This is a genomic window from Paeniroseomonas aquatica (genome assembly GCF_030409335.1).
Taxonomy (GTDB): domain Bacteria; phylum Pseudomonadota; class Alphaproteobacteria; order Acetobacterales; family Acetobacteraceae; genus Belnapia; species Belnapia aquatica.
In genome coordinates this window covers 57528-73513 of sequence record NZ_JAUFPN010000178.1, presented here as the reverse complement: position 1 = coordinate 73513, position 15986 = coordinate 57528, and the positions used below count along the sequence as shown (strand labels likewise).

At 73.5% G+C, this 15986-nt stretch carries 14 protein-coding genes; 10 read left to right on the top strand and 4 right to left on the bottom strand.

All coding sequences use genetic code 11. From position 1 onward, the window contains the following. Positions 1 to 250: 250 nt before the first annotated feature. Entirely contained in the window at positions 251 to 889 is a 639-nt protein-coding gene (locus tag QWZ14_RS19590) for a VOC family protein (protein WP_290318509.1), read from the bottom strand. Positions 890 to 1138: 249 nt separating this feature from the next. On the opposite strand from QWZ14_RS19590, the gene QWZ14_RS19585 reads away from it, so the two are divergent. Further along, complete coding sequence (locus QWZ14_RS19585; protein ID WP_290318508.1) at positions 1139 to 2047, top strand: oxygenase MpaB family protein; 909 nt, start codon at positions 1139 to 1141, stop codon at positions 2045 to 2047. A gap of 7 nt (positions 2048 to 2054) precedes the next feature. Here the strand turns inward: QWZ14_RS19585 and QWZ14_RS19580 are convergent, their stop codons facing one another. Then, positions 2055 to 3254, bottom strand: a complete 1200-nt coding sequence (locus QWZ14_RS19580; RefSeq protein ID WP_290318507.1) for a pyridoxal-phosphate-dependent aminotransferase family protein — start codon at positions 3252 to 3254, stop codon at positions 2055 to 2057. Positions 3255 to 3382: 128 nt separating this feature from the next. On the opposite strand from QWZ14_RS19580, the gene QWZ14_RS19575 reads away from it, so the two are divergent. The 9 genes from QWZ14_RS19575 (at position 3383) to QWZ14_RS19535 (ending at position 14529) form a co-directional block, all read left to right on the top strand. Continuing rightward, complete coding sequence (locus QWZ14_RS19575; RefSeq protein ID WP_290318506.1) at positions 3383 to 6289, top strand: FAD-binding and (Fe-S)-binding domain-containing protein; 2907 nt, start codon at positions 3383 to 3385, stop codon at positions 6287 to 6289. After that, entirely contained in the window at positions 6286 to 6852 is a 567-nt protein-coding gene (locus tag QWZ14_RS19570; protein WP_290318505.1) for a DUF924 family protein, read from the top strand. Before QWZ14_RS19575 ends, QWZ14_RS19570 begins: the two co-directional genes overlap by 4 nt. A 179-nt stretch (positions 6853 to 7031) precedes the next feature. Further along, entirely contained in the window at positions 7032 to 7772 is a 741-nt protein-coding gene (locus tag QWZ14_RS19565) for a DUF1194 domain-containing protein (RefSeq protein ID WP_290318503.1), read from the top strand. A gap of 169 nt (positions 7773 to 7941) precedes the next feature. Beyond that, on the top strand, positions 7942 to 10014 hold the full coding sequence (locus tag QWZ14_RS19560) for an HWE histidine kinase domain-containing protein (RefSeq protein ID WP_290318502.1): 2073 nt from the start codon (positions 7942 to 7944) through the stop codon (positions 10012 to 10014). 59 nt (positions 10015 to 10073) lie between these two features. Beyond that, positions 10074 to 10967: a putative bifunctional diguanylate cyclase/phosphodiesterase gene (locus QWZ14_RS19555; protein ID WP_290318501.1), complete on the top strand. Its 894-nt coding sequence runs from the start codon at positions 10074 to 10076 to the stop codon at positions 10965 to 10967. Then, positions 10934 to 11911 (top strand): NAD(P)/FAD-dependent oxidoreductase, encoded by a 978-nt coding sequence (locus QWZ14_RS19550; RefSeq protein WP_290318500.1) that lies wholly within the window; start codon positions 10934 to 10936, stop codon positions 11909 to 11911. Before QWZ14_RS19555 ends, QWZ14_RS19550 begins: the two co-directional genes overlap by 34 nt. A 60-nt stretch (positions 11912 to 11971) precedes the next feature. Next, complete coding sequence (locus tag QWZ14_RS19545; protein WP_290318499.1) at positions 11972 to 12307, top strand: DUF3253 domain-containing protein; 336 nt, start codon at positions 11972 to 11974, stop codon at positions 12305 to 12307. Beyond that, positions 12304 to 12750, top strand: coding sequence for a DUF1499 domain-containing protein (locus QWZ14_RS19540; RefSeq protein ID WP_290318498.1), 447 nt, complete (start codon positions 12304 to 12306; stop codon positions 12748 to 12750). The genes QWZ14_RS19545 and QWZ14_RS19540 overlap by 4 nt, the downstream gene beginning before the upstream one ends. A 39-nt stretch (positions 12751 to 12789) precedes the next feature. Next, positions 12790 to 14529, top strand: a complete 1740-nt coding sequence (locus QWZ14_RS19535) for an ABC transporter ATP-binding protein/permease (protein ID WP_290318497.1) — start codon at positions 12790 to 12792, stop codon at positions 14527 to 14529. Here the strand turns inward: QWZ14_RS19535 and phoB are convergent. Both phoB and phoU read right to left on the bottom strand, forming a co-directional pair. Beyond that, positions 14526 to 15248 (bottom strand): phosphate regulon transcriptional regulator PhoB, encoded by a 723-nt coding sequence (gene phoB, locus QWZ14_RS19530; RefSeq protein ID WP_290318496.1) that lies wholly within the window; start codon positions 15246 to 15248, stop codon positions 14526 to 14528. The genes QWZ14_RS19535 and phoB overlap by 4 nt on opposite strands. Then, complete coding sequence (phoU, locus tag QWZ14_RS19525) at positions 15245 to 15979, bottom strand: phosphate signaling complex protein PhoU (protein WP_290318495.1); 735 nt, start codon at positions 15977 to 15979, stop codon at positions 15245 to 15247. Before phoU ends, phoB begins: the two co-directional genes overlap by 4 nt. Positions 15980 to 15986 lie beyond the last annotated feature (7 nt).

The window sequence follows — 15986 nt, the reverse complement described above, 5'->3', positions numbered from 1 at the left end:
ACGGCAGTACCGAATCGGGGTCAACTGCAGCATCCCTTTCCTATCGCCCTTCCGAAACCTGCCGCCGGCGCAAGCCTCAACGATGCGGTCCCCATCCCCGGGCCAGGGACCCGGGGGCCTGCACCGCGCTGCGATGCGGGCCCACCGGGTCACCTGTGAGGTTCAACACTCTATCATAAATCATCGTCTAGGGTAGAAGCGCGCTTGGTAACCGTCTGGTTCACAACCTTTGGTTGTGAAACTTTTGGTCTCAGCCGCTCGACAGCGCCACTTCGGTGCCATCCGCCCGCTTGAGCCTGGCCAGCAGCCGGGCATGCGGGCTCTGCCGCAGCTTGAGCACCGTCTCCAGCCCGCGTTCCGCCAGCCCGTCGCGGACTGCATCGGCCTCCGGGTGCTCGGCCTCCAGCGCCAGCAGCCGCACGTGGCTGTCCGGCAGGCGGGTCGAGGCGCTGTCGCTCTCCCACTGGATGAGCGCCGGGATCAGGTTGTTCATGTCCTGGCGCTGCGGTGGGAAGGCCATGCGCCAAGACAGGTCGCCGCGCGTCATGGACTTCACCTCGCCCCCCCGCGGGCCGAGGCGGGAGACCACGGCATCGAGCGCCGGGGTCCGGGCGACCCAGCCGATCAGGCAGGGCCCGGCCTCCAGCATCAGCTTCACCGCGGGGTCGTCGAGGTCGAAGAGGCGCGGATGCGGCGGGTTCGGCTGTCCCGGGTCGGGCGCGATCACCTCGAGGTAGCAGGCGCGGCCGAGGCCCAGCAGCATGTTGTGGGTGCCGAAGCCGGCATGCACGCCGCCCGGCCGGGGTGCGACGCCCAGGTGCTGCTCGACATAGGCGGCGCCTTCCGCGAGCGTCCTGGCGCCCAGCACGATGTGGTCGATTTCGGCCATGCTACTTCCCCTTGCGCGCCGCCGTCTCAGCCGGCGGCGACCTGCGTCTTGTCGAACATCTCCCCGCGCTCGGCCCGGTCGGGGCGCCGCGGCGATGGCATCATGCCAACGCCGCTGAGGCGGGTAATGCGCCGGATCAATCTGCGGCGGGCCGGCCTGCGGGTCCAGGGGCGGGGCCGGCGGCGGGAATTCGGCGCCTGGCCTGCGCCCGGGGGTCGCCAGCGGCCGCGGCCGCCCCAGATGAAGGGCATGAGCGATCATGCAGGCCCCATCCGGGGCGGACCCGCGTTGCTGCCCCGCGCCGCCGCACTCCCGGCCCCCGGCCTGGCCGGGTCGCTCCGGGCGGCGATCACCGCCGAGGTGGTCGGGCTGTTCAACGACCGCTCGCGCGGCGAGGCGCCGGTGCAGCGGCGGCCGGACGGGCTGTTCGGGCCGCGCTCGGTCGCCTGGCGGGTGCATGGCGACGTCGCCGGCATGATGGTCGGCGGCATCGCCGGGCTGCTGCTGCAGATGCTGCATCCGGCGGTGCTGGCAGGCGTCTGGGACCATTCGAATTTCCGCGCCGACATGCACGGGAGGCTGCGCCGCACCGCCCGCTTCATCGCGACCACCACCTACGGCGGGCGGGAGGAGGCCGAGGCGCTGCTGGCCCGCATCCGCCGCATCCACGACCAGGTCCGGGGCACCCTGCCGGACGGCACCCCCTATGCCGCCAACGACCCCGCCCTGCTCGCCTGGGTGCATGTCACCGAGACGACCACCTTCCTGCAGGGCTACCTCCGCTATGCCGATCCGGGCATGCCGAGGGCCGAGCAGGACCGCTACTTCGCCGAGATGGCGCGGATCGGCACCGCGCTCGGCGCCGATCCGGTGCCGCGCAGCCGGGCCGAGGCGGAGGCGCTGCTGGCCGCGACCCGGCCGCTGCTGCGCGCCGATGCCCGCAGCCGGGAGGTCGCCCGGCTGGTGCTGAGCCAGCCGGCGCCGAAGCCGCTGGCCGAGCCGCTGCAGCGCCTGACGATGCAGGCCGGGATCGACCTGCTGCCGGGCTGGGCGGCGCGGATGCACGGGCTGGCCAACCCGGGGATCGGGCGGCCCCTGGTCCGCGCCGGCACCTTCGGCGTCGCCCAGACCCTGCGCTGGGCCTTCGCCGGGCGCTGAGCCGGCCTCAGGCGTTGCCGTTGAGGTAGGCCATCGCCGCCTGCACGCCGCCCGCCTGGTGCGGGATGCCGGCCGCGGCCAGGCCCATCTCCACCCCGCCCAGCGCCCCGACCAACGACAGCGGGCCGAAGTCGCCGAGGTGGCCGATGCGGAAGACCCGGTCGTTCAGCCGGCCGAGGCCGTTGCCGAGGCTCATGTTGAACTTCTCGAGGATGATGCCGCGCAGCGCATTGGCGCTGTGGCCCTCCGGCAGCCGCACCGCGGTCAGCACCGAGGAGAAATGGCGCGGGTCGTCGCACTGGATCTCGATCCCGGCGCCGGCCCCGCCCCAGTGCCGCACCGCGCGGCGGGCCGCCTCGGCGAAGCGGTCGTGCCGGGCGAAGACGTTCTCGAGGCCTTCCTCGGCCAGCATGTCGAGGGCCGCGTCGAGGCCGTAGAGCAGGTTGGTGGCGGGCGTATAGGGAAAGTAGCCGGTGGCGTTGGAGGCGATCATCGGCCGCCAGTCCCAGAAGCTGCGGGTCAGCTTCGCCGTCTCGGCGGCGCGCAGCGCCTTGGCCGAGACCGCGTTGAAGGAGAGGCCGGGCGGCAGCATCAGCCCCTTCTGCGAGCCGGCGATGGTGACGTCGACGCCCCATTCGTCGTGCCGGTAGTCGATCGAGCCGAGCGAGGAGATGGTGTCGACCAGCAGCAGGGCCGGGTGGCCGGCGGCGTCGATGGCGCGGCGGACCTCGTCGATGCGCGAGGTGGCGCCGGTGCTGGTTTCGTTGTGCACCACGCAGACCGCCTTGATGCCGTGGTCGCGGTCGGCCCGCAGCGCCGCCTCGATCGCCGGCACGTCGGCGCCGCGGCGCCAGTCGGTCCGCAGCAGCTCGGGCCGGAGGTCCAGGCGCTCGGCCATCTCCTGCCAGAGGTGGGCGAACCAGCCGGTCTCGCACATCAGCACCCGGTCGCCGGGCGACAGCGTATTGACCAGCGCCGCTTCCCAGGCGCCGGTGCCGGAGGCGGGATAGATCACCACCGGGCCCGAGGTCTTGAAGACCTGCTTCACCTTCTCCAGCAATTGGCCGCCGAACCTGCCGAAATCCGGGCCGCGGTGGTCCATGGTCGGGTTGTCCATGGCCCGCAGCACGCGGTCCGGCACGTTGGTCGGTCCCGGGATCTGCAGGAAATGCCGGCCGGCGCTGGGCGAGGATTGGTAATAGGCCATGGTCTGGTCGCTCCCGTGTCGCGCCGCTTATGGGCGCGATCCATGCGTTTCCGCCAATGAGAAGGGCTTGTCGGATTGATGAGCATTATAGATCGGACAGGGACAAGGCCCAGGATTAGTCTCGCCCCATGAACGCCTTCACCATCCCCAAGGACCGTATCGGCGACAGCCGCCTTGCCGAGGCGCTGCGGCGCGAGACCGCCGGCGAGGTGCTGTTCTCGCCCGGCGACCGCGGCCGCTACGCGACGGATGCCAGCATCTACCAGATGGAGCCGGTCGGCGTGCTGGTCCCCCGCACCGTCGCCGATGTGGAGGCGGCGATGTCGCTCTGCCGGGCCGAGGGCATTCCCGTCCTGCCCCGCGGCGGCGGCACCAGCCAATGCGGCCAGACGGTGAACCGGGCCCTGGTGATCGACTGCACCAAGTACCTGCGGAACGTCCTGAAGGTTGAGGGCGACACCGCCACGGTGCAGCCCGGCATCACCCTCGGCGCGCTGAACGCAGCCCTTGCCAAGGAGAAGAAGTTCTTCCCGGTCGATCCCTCCACCTGGCAGCGCTGCACCATCGGCGGCATGGCGGCGAACAACTCCTGCGGCAGCAAGTCCATCCGCTACGGGCTGATGGCCGACAACGTCCGGGCGATCGATGCGCTGCTCGCCGATGGCACGCGCTTCAACTTCGGCGAGCTGCCCGACAACCTCGGGGCCGGGGTCCCGGCCGGCGTCGCCGACCTCATCCAGTCGCTGCGGGCGCTCGGCGTGCGGGAAGCCGCCGAGATCGCCGCGCGCTTCCCCGACCAGCTCCGCCGCGTCGGCGGCTACAACATCGAGGCGCTGACCCCCGCCGCCCGCGCCGCCGGCCGCGGCAACCTTGCCCGGCTGCTGGTGGGCTCGGAGGGCACCTTGGCCTTTTCCGCCGCGCTCGACCTCAAGCTCTCACCGGTGAAGCCGCGGAAGGTGCTGGGCATCTGCCAGTTCCCCAGCTTCCGCAAGGCGATGGAGGCCTCGCAGCACCTGGTCACCCTGGACCCCGAGGCGGTGGAACTGGTCGACCGCACCATGATCGACCTCGGCCGCTCCATCGCCATGTACCGGGCGACGATCGACCGCATCCTGATCGGCGAGCCGGACAGCCTGCTCATCGTCGAATTCCACGGCCATGAGGATGCGCCGCTGCTGCGCTCGCTCGATGCATTGGATGAGATGATGGCCGACCTCGGCCACCCCGGGCAGGTGGTGCGGGTGGTCGAGCCCGGCTTCCAGGCCGCCATCGCCGAGGTGCGCGAAGCCGGGCTCAACATCATGATGAGCATGAAGGGCGACGGGAAGCCGGTCTCCTTCATCGAGGATTGCGCCGTCGCGCTGCCCGACCTCGCCGACTACACCGAGCGGCTGAACGATGTCTTCGCCCGCTACGGCAGCAAGGGCACCTGGTACGCCCATGCCAGCGTCGGCTGCCTCCATGTCCGTCCCGTGCTGAACATGAAGGCCGGCGAGGATGTGGCGAAGATGCGCGCCATCGCCGAGGAATGCTTCGCGCTCGTCCGCGAATACAAGGGATCGCATTCCGGCGAGCATGGCGACGGCATCGTCCGCTCCGAGTTCCACGAGAGCATGTTCGGGGCGCGCATCGTCGGCGCCTTCGAGCAGGTCAAGGACGCCTTCGACCCGAAGGGGCTGCTGAATCCCGGCAGGATCACCCGCGCCCCGCGCATGGATGACCGGACGCTGTTCCGCTACGGCCCGGACTATGCCGCAGACCCCGCCATCGCCCCGGCGCTCGACTGGTCCGCCTGGCCCGGTCCGCAGGGCGGGCTGCTCGGCGCGGTCGAGATGTGCAACAACAACGGCACCTGCCGGAAGTCCGACGCCAACGTCATGTGCCCCAGCTTCCGGGCGACGCAGGACGAGCAGCACCTGACGCGCGGCCGCGCCAATACGCTGCGGCTGGCGCTGACCGGGCAGTTGCCGGGTGGCCTCGCCTCGGCCGAGGTCGCCGCCGCCATGGAGCTCTGCGTCTCCTGCAAGGGGTGCAAGCGGGAATGCCCGACCGGCGTCGACATGGCCAAGCTGAAGATAGAGGTCCAGGCCGCCCGCGCCGCCACGCATGGGCTCTCGCTGAAGGACCGGGTCATCGCCACCATGCCGCGCTGGGCGCCCTTCGCCGCCATGGCGCCCTTCATCCCCAATGCCCGCGGCTGGGTGCCGGGCCTCGCCTGGCTCTCGGAGAAGCTGCTCGGCTTCGCCGCCGGCCGCAGCCTGCCGCGCTTCGTCGGCAATGCCTTCCACGATGCCGAGCTGCCGGCACCCTCGGGCGCGGCCGGCGAGGTCATCCTCTTCCCCGACCTCTTCAACCGCTACTTCGAGCCGGAGAACATCCGCGCCGCCGCCAGGGTGCTGCGGGCTGCGGGCTACCGGCCGGTGGTCGCCCGCCCGGCGAAGGGCGCCCGGCCACTCGACAGCGGGCGGACCTACCTGGCGGCCGGGCTGGTGGCCGAGGCGCGCGCCGAGGCGCGGCGGACCCTGGACGCGCTCGCCGCCTTCGACCTGCCGGTGGTCGGCATCGAGCCCTCCTGCCTGCTGACCTTGCGGGACGAATTCCTGTCGCTGCTCCCGGGGGCGGCGGCCGAGGCGCTGTCCGGGCGGGCGGTGCTGATCGGCGAGTTCCTGGCGCGGGAGAAGCCGGCGCTGGCGCTGAAGCCGGTGGCGACGGCCGCGCATATCCATGGCCATTGCCACCAGAAGGCCTTCTCCGCCTTCCCGGCGGCGGTGGCGGTGCTGGCGGGCATCCCCGGCCTGAAGGTGACGCCCATCGCCTCCTCCTGCTGCGGCATGGCGGGCAGCTTCGGCTACGAGGCGAAGAACCTCGCGGTCTCCCGCGCCATGGCGGAACTGGCGCTGCTGCCGGCCATCCGCGCCATCCCGGCCGGGCAGCTCATCGTCGCCGACGGCACCTCCTGCCGGCACCAGATCAAGGACCTGACCGGGCGGGAGGCGCTGCACAGCGTGCGGGTGCTGGACCTGGCGCTGGCGTGAGGCAGGCGATCCTCGAATTCTGGTTCGAGGGCGACCGCACCACCTTCCGCCCCCGCTGGTTCCGGGCGGATGCGGCCTTCGACGCGGCCATCGCCGGCCGCTTCGGCGGCCTGCTGGCGCCGGCCGGGGCAGGGGCCTTCGACGCCTGGGCCACCACCCCCGCCGGGGCCCTCGCGCTGGTCATCCTGCTCGACCAATTCCCCCGCAACCTCCGCCGCGGCAGCGCCGCCGCCTTCGCGCTCGACCCCAGGGCCCGGGCCGTCGCCCGCGCCGCGGTGCTGCGGGACCGGCTGGACCTGGCGCTGACCGCGACCGAGCGCGGCTTCCTGTACCTCCCCTTCGCGCATGCCGAGGCGATGCCGGAGCAGGACCTCTCGGTCGCGCTCTTCGAGGGGCTGCGGGACGACCCGGTCTCGGCCGCCCCCGGCGGCGGCATCGACCAGGCCTGGCGCCACCGCGCCGTCATCGCCCGTTTCGGCCGCTTCCCGCACCGCAACGCCGCCCTCGGGCGAAAGGACACGCCGGCCGAGGCGGCCTATCTCGCCCAGCCCGGCAGCGGCTGAGCCTTCGCCGGCAGCCGGCTTCACGAATTGCTGCGACGCAGCAAAAACCTTGCGGCGCCGCATGCGGCCGGATATCAGTCCGCAAACTCGGGAGCCACGGCAGTCACGGCCTTGCCTATCCATGCCGCGTGGCCTGGCGCGCAGCCCGCGCCACCGCCCCGCGGCCAGAAAGGGGTCGTATGCGTAGACGCGATATGCTGGGCGCCGCCCTGGCGATGCCAGCCTTGCTCCGGTCCGTCCCGGCCAGGGCCGCGGTGCCGGTCGACGTGGAGCTGGTGCTGGCGGTCGACGTCAGCCGCTCGGTCGATCCGGAGGAGCAGGAGATGCAGTTCTCCGGCTACGAGGCCGCCTTCCGCGACCGCCGCCTGATCGAGGGCATCATGGGCGGGCCGCTCGGCGCCATCGCCGTCACCATGTTCACCTGGTCGGACTGGCAGATCCAGGACACGGTGGTGCCCTGGATGCTGCTGGACGGCGCCGCCGGCGCCCATCGCTTCGCCGATGCCGTGGCCCGGGCGCCCCGCCGCACCTGGCTCTATACCTCGATCTCCGGCGCCATGGATTTCGCCGCCCGGCAGTTCGGCCAGGGCTTCGAGGGCACCCGCAAGGTGGTCGACATCTCCGGCGACGGGGTGAACAACTCCGGCCGCCCGGTCGCCGAGGCGCGGGCCGAGGCGCTGGCGCAGGGCATCGTGCTGAACGGCTTGGCCGTGCTGGACAGGACGCCGACGCCGCTCTCGCTCGCCTCCGCCCTGCCGCCGCTCGACACCTACTACCAGCAGGAGGTGATCGGCGGCCCCGGCGCCTTCCTGGTGGTGGCCGAGGGCTTCGAAGCCTTCGAGGCGGCGGTGCGGCGCAAGATCATCCGCGAGATCGCCGCGGTGCCGCCGGCCGGGCCGTCGACCGAACGCTTTGCCTGAGCCGGCGCCGTACCGGTTCGATCCCGGAAACGTTACCCATGGCCCGAGGTTTTCGGTGGCGATGTAACCATTGCATACTACAACGGTGGCATTGGTCGCGGCTATAGGGAGCCGGTCCGACCCGATGCGTCGGCTCCGTCGCCGCGGCAGGCGGTCCTGGGAGACGCCGATGGCCGCCCTGTCGTCCTTGTTGCCGGTCACCCGCGGCGACAGCCTCCGCCGCCGGTTCATCCTGCTGGTGGCGGTCGTCGCCGGCGCCCTGCTGGGCCTCTCCGCCCTCGTCATCGAGCGGGCGCATGCCGGCGCCCGCGCCTGGGCCGAGGCCGAGACCCTGGCGACCGCCCGGGCGCTGGCGCAGATGGTGGACTACCGCTTCGCCACCGCGGCGGCGCTGCTGCAGGGCCTCGCCGTCTCGCCCAGCCTGCGCGCCGGGGATCTCGAGGCCTTCGGCCGCGACCTGGGGTCGGCCGCCGACCGCGCCCGGCTCGGCAGCCTCGCCCTGTCGCGGGCCGACGGCACCCTGCTGCTGCACCGGGCGGTCGAGGGCGCGGCGCCGCCGGCCGGGCTGGCGGGCAACACCGCGATCGGCCGCGCCGCGGCCTCGGGCCGCACCGCGGTCAGCGACCTGTTCGACGGCGTGGTCCTGGTCGCGGTCCCGGTGCCCGGCCCCGCCGCCGGGCCGGCCGACCTTTACGTGCTGAGCCTGGCGCTGCCGGCCGACGGCCTGGCCGAGGCGCTGGCGGCGCAGGGGCTGCCGCCGGGCACCGTCGCCGCCCTCATCGACACCGCCGGGGTGGTGGTCGCCCGCAGCCCCGGGCAGCGCGAATACGCCGGTACCGGCCTGGTGCCCGAGGTGCGCGCCACCGTCGAGGCCGGCGAGGCTGAGGCGGTGGTGCGGACCCGCCGCGTCGACGGCGTCCCGGCCAGCATCGGGCTGGTCCGGGCCCCGGCCTCCGGCTTCCGCATCGCCATCGGCGTGGCGCAGGACGCCTTCCTGGCGCGGCTCGGCACCACGCTGCTGCTCGCCCTGCTCGCCGGCGGCGGATTGGTGCTGGCGGCGCTGCTGCTGCTGCTGCTGCTCGCGCGGCGGGTCAGCCGCGGCATCGGTTGGCTCGGCACCCTGGCCGATCCGGTGCCGCAGCGCATGGGATACCGGCAGGGCCTCGCCGAGATCGACGCCGCCGCCGCCGCCCTGACCGGGGCCAGGGCCCGGCAGGAGGCCGCCCAGGCCGCCCTGGCCCGGCGCGAGGCCGGCTTCCGGGCCGCCTTCGAGGCGCCGGTGATCGGCATGGCGCAGATCGATCTGGCGACCGGCGCCATCCTGCTCGCCAACGACCGCTTCTGCGGCATCCTCGGCCACCCGGCCGCGGCGCTGCTGGACGGCGGCAACCTCTTCACCCTCCTGGCCACCGCCCTCACCGAGGCGCAGCGGGCCGCGCTCGGCCAGGGCCGGGCGGTGACCCTGGCGGCCGAATACGCCCGACCGGACGGGGCGACGCTCTGGCTCGAGCTGGGGCTGGCCGCGATCCGCGACGCGGCGGTCCAGCCGCCCCGGGTGGTCGTCGTGCTCGAGGACATGTCCGGCCGGCATCGCGATACCCAGCGCCAGCGCCTGCTGACGCGGGAGCTGGCGCATCGCGCGGTCAATGCCCTGACCGTGGTGCAGGCCGCCATCCGGCTCACGCCGCAGGAGGATGCCGCCGCCTATGCCGCGGCGGTCGAGGCGCGGGTCGCCGCCCTGGCCCGGGCGCATGGTCTGCTGGCGCATGGCGGCTGGAGCGGCGCCGAGCTGGAAGCGGTGGTGGCCGGCGAGCTGGCGCCCTTCCTGCCGGCCAGGCCGGGCGCCGCCGGGCGGACCAGGCTGGCCGGCCCGCCGCTGATGCTGCGCGCCGAGGCGGTGCAGCCCCTGGCGATGGTGGTGCACGAGCTGGCGACCAACTCGACCAAGTACGGCGCCCTGTCCCGCCCCGCCGGGCAGGTCGAGGTCGCCTGGTCGGTCGAGGCGCGGCCGGGGTTCCTGGAGCTCCGCTGGTCGGAGACCGGCGGGCCGCCGGTGCTGCGGCCGCCGGCCCGGCGCGGCTTCGGCTCGCGCCTGATCGAGGCGACGGTGCGGGGCCAGCTCGGCGGCGGCCTGCAGCTCTCCTGGCTGCCGGGCGGCCTGGTCTGCCTGCTGGCGATCCTGCTCGGGCGGGCGGTGCGGGAGGGGGTGGCGGCCGAGGCCGAGGCCGGTCGGGGCGGCTGATTTAGCGGTTCCTTCATCCGGTCCTGCGCTTTTGGGCGGAGCCGGAAAGGAAGGGCTTGATGCCGCCGACCAGCATGACCGACTCGCTTGCCCCGGCCATCGACATGCTCGATCGCGGCCTGCGCCGCCGGCTGACCAACGACCTGCGCGGCGCCATCGGCCGTGGCGAGATGGCCATCCACTACCAGCCCCGCATCTTCCTGGCGGATGGCCAGCCGGCCGGGGCGGAGGCGCTGCTGCGCTGGCAGCATCCGCGGCACGGCGCCGTCCCGCCGCATGTCTTCATCCCCCTGGCCGAGGCCTCGGACCTCATCCTGCGGCTCGGCGGCTGGGTGCTGCGGCAGGCGACGCTGGAGGCCGCGCGCTGGCCGGCGGCGGCCGGGACCATCTCGGTCAACGTCTCCGCCCGGCAGCTGGAAACCGGGCTGCTCTCGGCCCAGGTCGCCGCCGCCCTGGCCGGGTCCGGCCTGCCCCCCACGCGGCTGGAGCTGGAGCTGACGGAATCCCTCGCGGTCGAGGACCGGCCGGAGACCCGCGAGCTGCTGCTGGCGCTGCGGAGGGAGGGGATCAGCCTCTCGCTCGACGACTTCGGCACCGGCTACAGCTCGCTCGCCCGGCTGCGGCGGCTGCCCTTCAACGCCCTGAAGCTGGACCGTAGCTTCCTCCGCGCCATCCCCGGCGACCGGGAGGACGAGGCGATCCTGCGCGCCGTGCAGGGGCTCGCCACCGCCCTCGGCATGCGGCTGGTGGCCGAGGGGGTGGAGCAGGAGGCGCAGCGGGACTTCCTGCGCGGCATCGGCTGCATCGAGGCGCAGGGCTGGCTCTTTGGCCGGCCGATGCCCGCCGAGGCGCTGCGCCGCGCCTGGGAGCAGGCCGGGCCCCTTGCGGGATGCGCCGGCCTTCCCATTCCTGGCAGCGCATGTCCCATTCCCGTATCGAGCCACGCCGGGTAGCCGTCGTCGGCGCCGGCCTCGCCGGCCTCGCCTGCGCCCGCGCCCTGGCCGCCGCCGGCGCCGTCGCCACCCTCTTCGACAAGGGCCGCGCCGCCGGCGGCCGCCTCGCCACCCGCCGGGGGGAGGGCGGGCAATACGACCATGGGGCGCAATACCTCACCGCCCGCGGCCCGGGCTTCGCCGCCGCCCTGGCCGCGGCCGGCGCCGCGCCCTGGGGCGGGGCGGGGCGCTGGGTCGGCACCCCCGGCATGTCGGCCCTGCCGCGGGCCCTCGCGGCCGGGCTCGACCTGCGCGCGGCACGGCATGTCGGCAGCCTCGCCGGAGGGCCCGGCGCCTGGCGGCTGCGGCACTGGGATGCGGCGCTGGTCCGGCCGGGCCGGCCGCTGCCGGGGATCGCGCCCGAGGAGGACGGCCCCTTCGACGCCGTCGCCCTGGCCCTGCCGCCGGCCCAGGCCGCGCCGCTGGTCGCCGCCCATGCCCCGGGCCTGCCGCCGCGCCTCGCCGCGGTGCGGATCGCGCCCTGCTGGACGGTGATGCTGGGCTTCGCCGCGCGGCTGCCGTTGCCGGACAGCCTGCGCCCCGGCACCGGCCCGATCGGCTGGGCGGCGCGGGACAGCAGCAAGCCCGGCCGGGATGCCGGGCGGGAATGCTGGGTGGTGCAGGCCGGGCCGGACTGGTCCCGCGCCTGGCTCGAGGCCGCGCCGGCCGCGGTCATCCCACCGCTGCTGCAGGCGCTGGCGGACCTCGCGGGCGGGCCGCTGCCGGCGCTGGACCATGCCGCCGCGCATCGCTGGCGCTATTCCCTGGTCGAGGCGCCGCTCGGCCAGCCCTGCCTCTGGGACCCGGCGAGCCGGCTGGGCCTGGCCGGCGACTGGTGCCTCGGCGGCCGGGCCGAGGCCGCCTTCGACAGCGGGGAGGCGCTGGCGGCCGCCCTGCTCGGATGACGCCGGGATGGCGGAAAACCAAGCTGACAGCCGGGCATTCCGGCCTATGGTGCCGCCCGCATGAGCATCCCGACCGAGGCGAGCATCGCCGCCGAAATCCTGCGCCTGACCGCCGAGCGCGGCCCGGACAAATCGATCTGCCCGAGCGAGGTCGCCCGCGCCCTGGCGGGGGGCGACGACGGCCCCTGGCGGCCGCTGATGACCCCGGTGCGGCAGGCCGCGCTGGTGCTGCAGCAGGCCGGGGCGATCGAGATCCTGCGCAAGGGCAAGGCGGTCCCGGCCGAGCAGGTCCGCGGGGTGATCCGGCTGCGCCAGGCGCCCCCCGAGGCCGCTTCCCGGGACCAGGAGGCGGCGCTGCCGCCCGACCAGGCCGGTACCGAAGGGGAGGGGATATGAGCAAGCTCGGCCTGCTGTTCGGCCGGGGCGCCCGGGGCCTGCCGCCCGCCGTGCCGGTCGACTTCGCCCATCTGGTGCTGCCGCCCTCGCCCAATACCTGCCTCGCCGCCCCGGCAGGGGGGCATCCCGGCGCGCATGTCACGGTGCCACTCCTGCCGGTGGATGCGGCGACCGCCTGGGGCGTGCTGCGGAGCCTCGGCGAGCGCTTCCCCCGCACCAGCCTGATCGAGGCTTGGCCCGACCGCCGCCAGGCGCAATGGGTGGAGCGCTCCGCCCTGGTCAATTACCCCGACATCATCGCCGCCGAGGTGGTGCCGCTGCCCGGCGGCGCCGGGCTGTACCTCTATTCCCGCAGCCTGCTCGGCTGGTCCGACCTCGGGGTGAACCGCCGCCGGGTGGACCGCTGGCTCGCCGCCCTCGAGGCGGCGCTGCGCCAGGGCTGACCGCCCGCCCCTTCACGACCCAGCCTTCCGGAGACCGCCATGCGCCGCATCGGCCACTTCCTCAGCGATGCCTGGCGCCTCGCCGGCCCCTACTGGCGCAGCGAGGAGCGCTGGCGCGCCCGGCTGCTGCTCGGCGTCGTCGTCCTGCTGAACCTCTCGCTGGTCGGCATGAGCGTGCTGCTGAGCTATTGGAACCGCGAGTTCTTCAACAGCCTGCAGGAGAAGGACGCCGAGGCCTTCTGGTCGCTGCTGTTCTGGTGGCGCAGCACCGACAGCGGGCCGATGCCCGGCTTCGTCTTCGTCGCCGCGCTCTATATCCTCATCGCGGTCTATGCGCTCTACCTCCGCCAGGCGCTGCAGATCCGCTGGCGGAGCTGGCTGACCCGGGAGGTGCTGGACCGCTGGCTAGCCGACCGCGCCTACTACCGGGTCGCGCTCTCCGACCCCGGCACCGACAACCCGGACCAGCGCATCGCCGAGGACCTGCGCATGTTCGTGGACAATACCCTGGCGCTGGGGCTCGGGCTGATGCGCTCGGTGGTGACGCTGTTCAGCTTCGTCATCGTGCTCTGGGGCCTGTCCGGGCCGCTCACCGTCCTCGGCCTCGACATCCCCGGCTACATGGTCTGGGTGGCGCTGCTCTATGCCCTGGCGGGCACCGGCCTCGCGCATCTGATCGGCCGCAGCCTGATCCGCCTGAACTTCGCCCAGCAGCGGGTGGAGGCGGACTTCCGCTTTGCCCTGGTGCGGCTGCGGGAGAATGTCGAGGGCATCGCGCTCTACGGCGGCGAGGCGGACGAGAAGCGCGGGCTGGTCGAGCGCTTCGGCGCGCTGATCGGCAATTGGTGGGCGATCATGGTCGCCACCAAGCGGCTGACCTTCTTCACCGCCGCCTATTCCCAGGCGGCGATCATCTTCCCCTTCATCGTCGCGGCGCCGGCCTTCTTCGCCGGGCGGATCCCGCTCGGCGGGCTGACCCAGACCTCGGGCGCCTTCTCCGAGGTGCAGGGCGCGCTCTCCTGGTTCGTCGACAATTACGCGGCGCTGACCGAATGGCGGGCGACGGTGCTGCGCGTCACCGGCTTCCTCGATGCCATCGCCGCCGCCCGCGCCGCGGTGGCGGCGGGCAGCGGCATCCAGGCCCGGCCCGACGGCGGCGATGCGCTGGTGCTGGAGGGGCTGGAGGTCGCGCTGCCGGATGGCCGGGTGCTGCTGCGGGAGGCGGCAGCGCGGATCGGCGCCGGGGACTCGGTGGTCATCGCCGGGGCGTCCGGCAGCGGCAAGTCCACCCTGTTCCGGGCGCTGGCCGGCATCTGGCCCTTCGGCCATGGCACGGTGCATGGGCCCTCCGCCGGGGCGAGCCTGTTCCTGCCGCAGCGGCCCTACCTGCCGCTCGGCAGCCTGCGGCGGGCGCTCTGCTACCCCCGCGATGCCGCGGAATTCCCCGAGGCGGCGGTGCAGGCGGCGCTGGCCGACGCCGGGCTCGGCCATCTCGCGCCCCGGCTCGATACCGAGGAGGCCTGGGATCGCCAGCTCTCGGGCGGCGAGCAGCAGCGGGTGGCGCTGGCCCGGGCGCTGCTGCTGAAGCCGGCCTGGCTGTTCCTCGACGAGGCGACCGCCAGCCTCGACCCGGAAGCCGAGGCGCGCTTCTACACCCTGCTCAAGGAACGGCTGCCGGGCACCGCGCTGATCTCCATCGCCCATCGCCCGGCCGTCGCGCAGTACCACGACCGGGCGCTGCGGGTGCAGGACGGGCGGCTGGCCGAAGCCGCGGCCTAGTCGCCGTCCTGGTCCAGGGCGTAGCCGGCGGAGCGCACGGTGCGGATCACGTCGACGCAGCCCGGGATGTTGATCGCCTTGCGCAGCCGGCGGATATGCACGTCCACGGTGCGCGGCTCGACATGGATGTCGCGGCCCCAGACGGCGTCCAGCAGCTGCTCCCGGCTGAACACCCGGCCGGGGTTCTGCAGGAAGAATTCCAGCATGCGGTACTCGGTCGGCCCGAGGTGCAGCGGCTTGCCGGCCCGCGTCACCCGGTGGGCGTCCTGGTCCATGCTGATGTCGAGGAAGGCCAGCACCCCCTTGGTGGCGATGCTGCCCGAGCGCCGCAGCAGCGCCCGGATGCGGGCCATCAGCCCGTCCATGGCGAAGGGCTTGGCGATGTAGTCGTCGGCGCCGGTGTCGAGGGCGCGGACCGCGTCCTGGTCCTCGGTCCGCGCCGTCACCATGATGATCGGCAGGTCCCGCGTCGCCGGCTTGCGCCGGAGCTGGCGGCAGACCTCGATGCCCGAGAGCGTCGGCAGCATCCAGTCCAGCAGGATCAGGTCGGGCCGGGCCTCGGCCACCCGCAGCAGCGCCTCCTGGCCGTCGGTCGCCTCGTCGACCTGGAAGCCCTGCTTCTCCAGGTTGTAGCGGAGCAGGGTGATGAGCGGCGCCTCGTCCTCCACCACCAGGATGGTCGGCCGGGCGAGGTCCGGCGCGGCGCGGACGCCGCTCATCCGCCGAGCTGGTCCAGCGGCGGCCGGACCACGGCATAGGCCGAGCTGTCGCCCTTCGGCCGCTCGTCCGGCAGGTTGTCGCCGCGCAGGGCGTAATGCACGGTCTCGGCGATGTTGGTCGCGTGGTCGCCGATGCGCTCGAGGTTCTTCGCCACGAACAGCAGGTGGGTCGCCGCGGTGATGTTGCGCGGGTCCTCCATCATGAAGGTCAGCATCTCCCGGAAGATGCCGTTGTAGACCTGGTCGACCGGCTCGTCGGCGGCCCAGACCTCGTCGGCGCGGGCCACGTCGTCGTTGACCAGCGCGTCGATGGCGCCCTTCAGGTTCTCCTGCACCAGCTTCGCCATGCGGTTGAAGCCGTTCAGGCTGCCGATCGCCGGCTGCTGCGACAGGACGATGCTGCGCTTGGCGGCGTTGCGGGCGTAGTCGCCGATGCGCTCCAGCCCGTGGCTGATCTTGAGGCAGGCGATGATGAGGCGCAGGTCCTGGCCGACCGGCTGGCGCAGCGCCAGGATCTGGATGCAGAACTGCTCCACCTCCCGCTCCAGCGCATCGATCGCGGCGTCGCGCCCGACCACCTCGGTGGCGAGGTCGGTGTCGCGCCGCAGCAGCGAGGCGACGGCATCGTTCACCTGGCGTTCGGCGAGGCCGCCCATGCGGGCGATCATGTCGCGCAGACGGCGCAGTTCCTCGGCGTAGCTGCGGACGGTGTGCTTGGCCATCTGTTCCATGATCCTG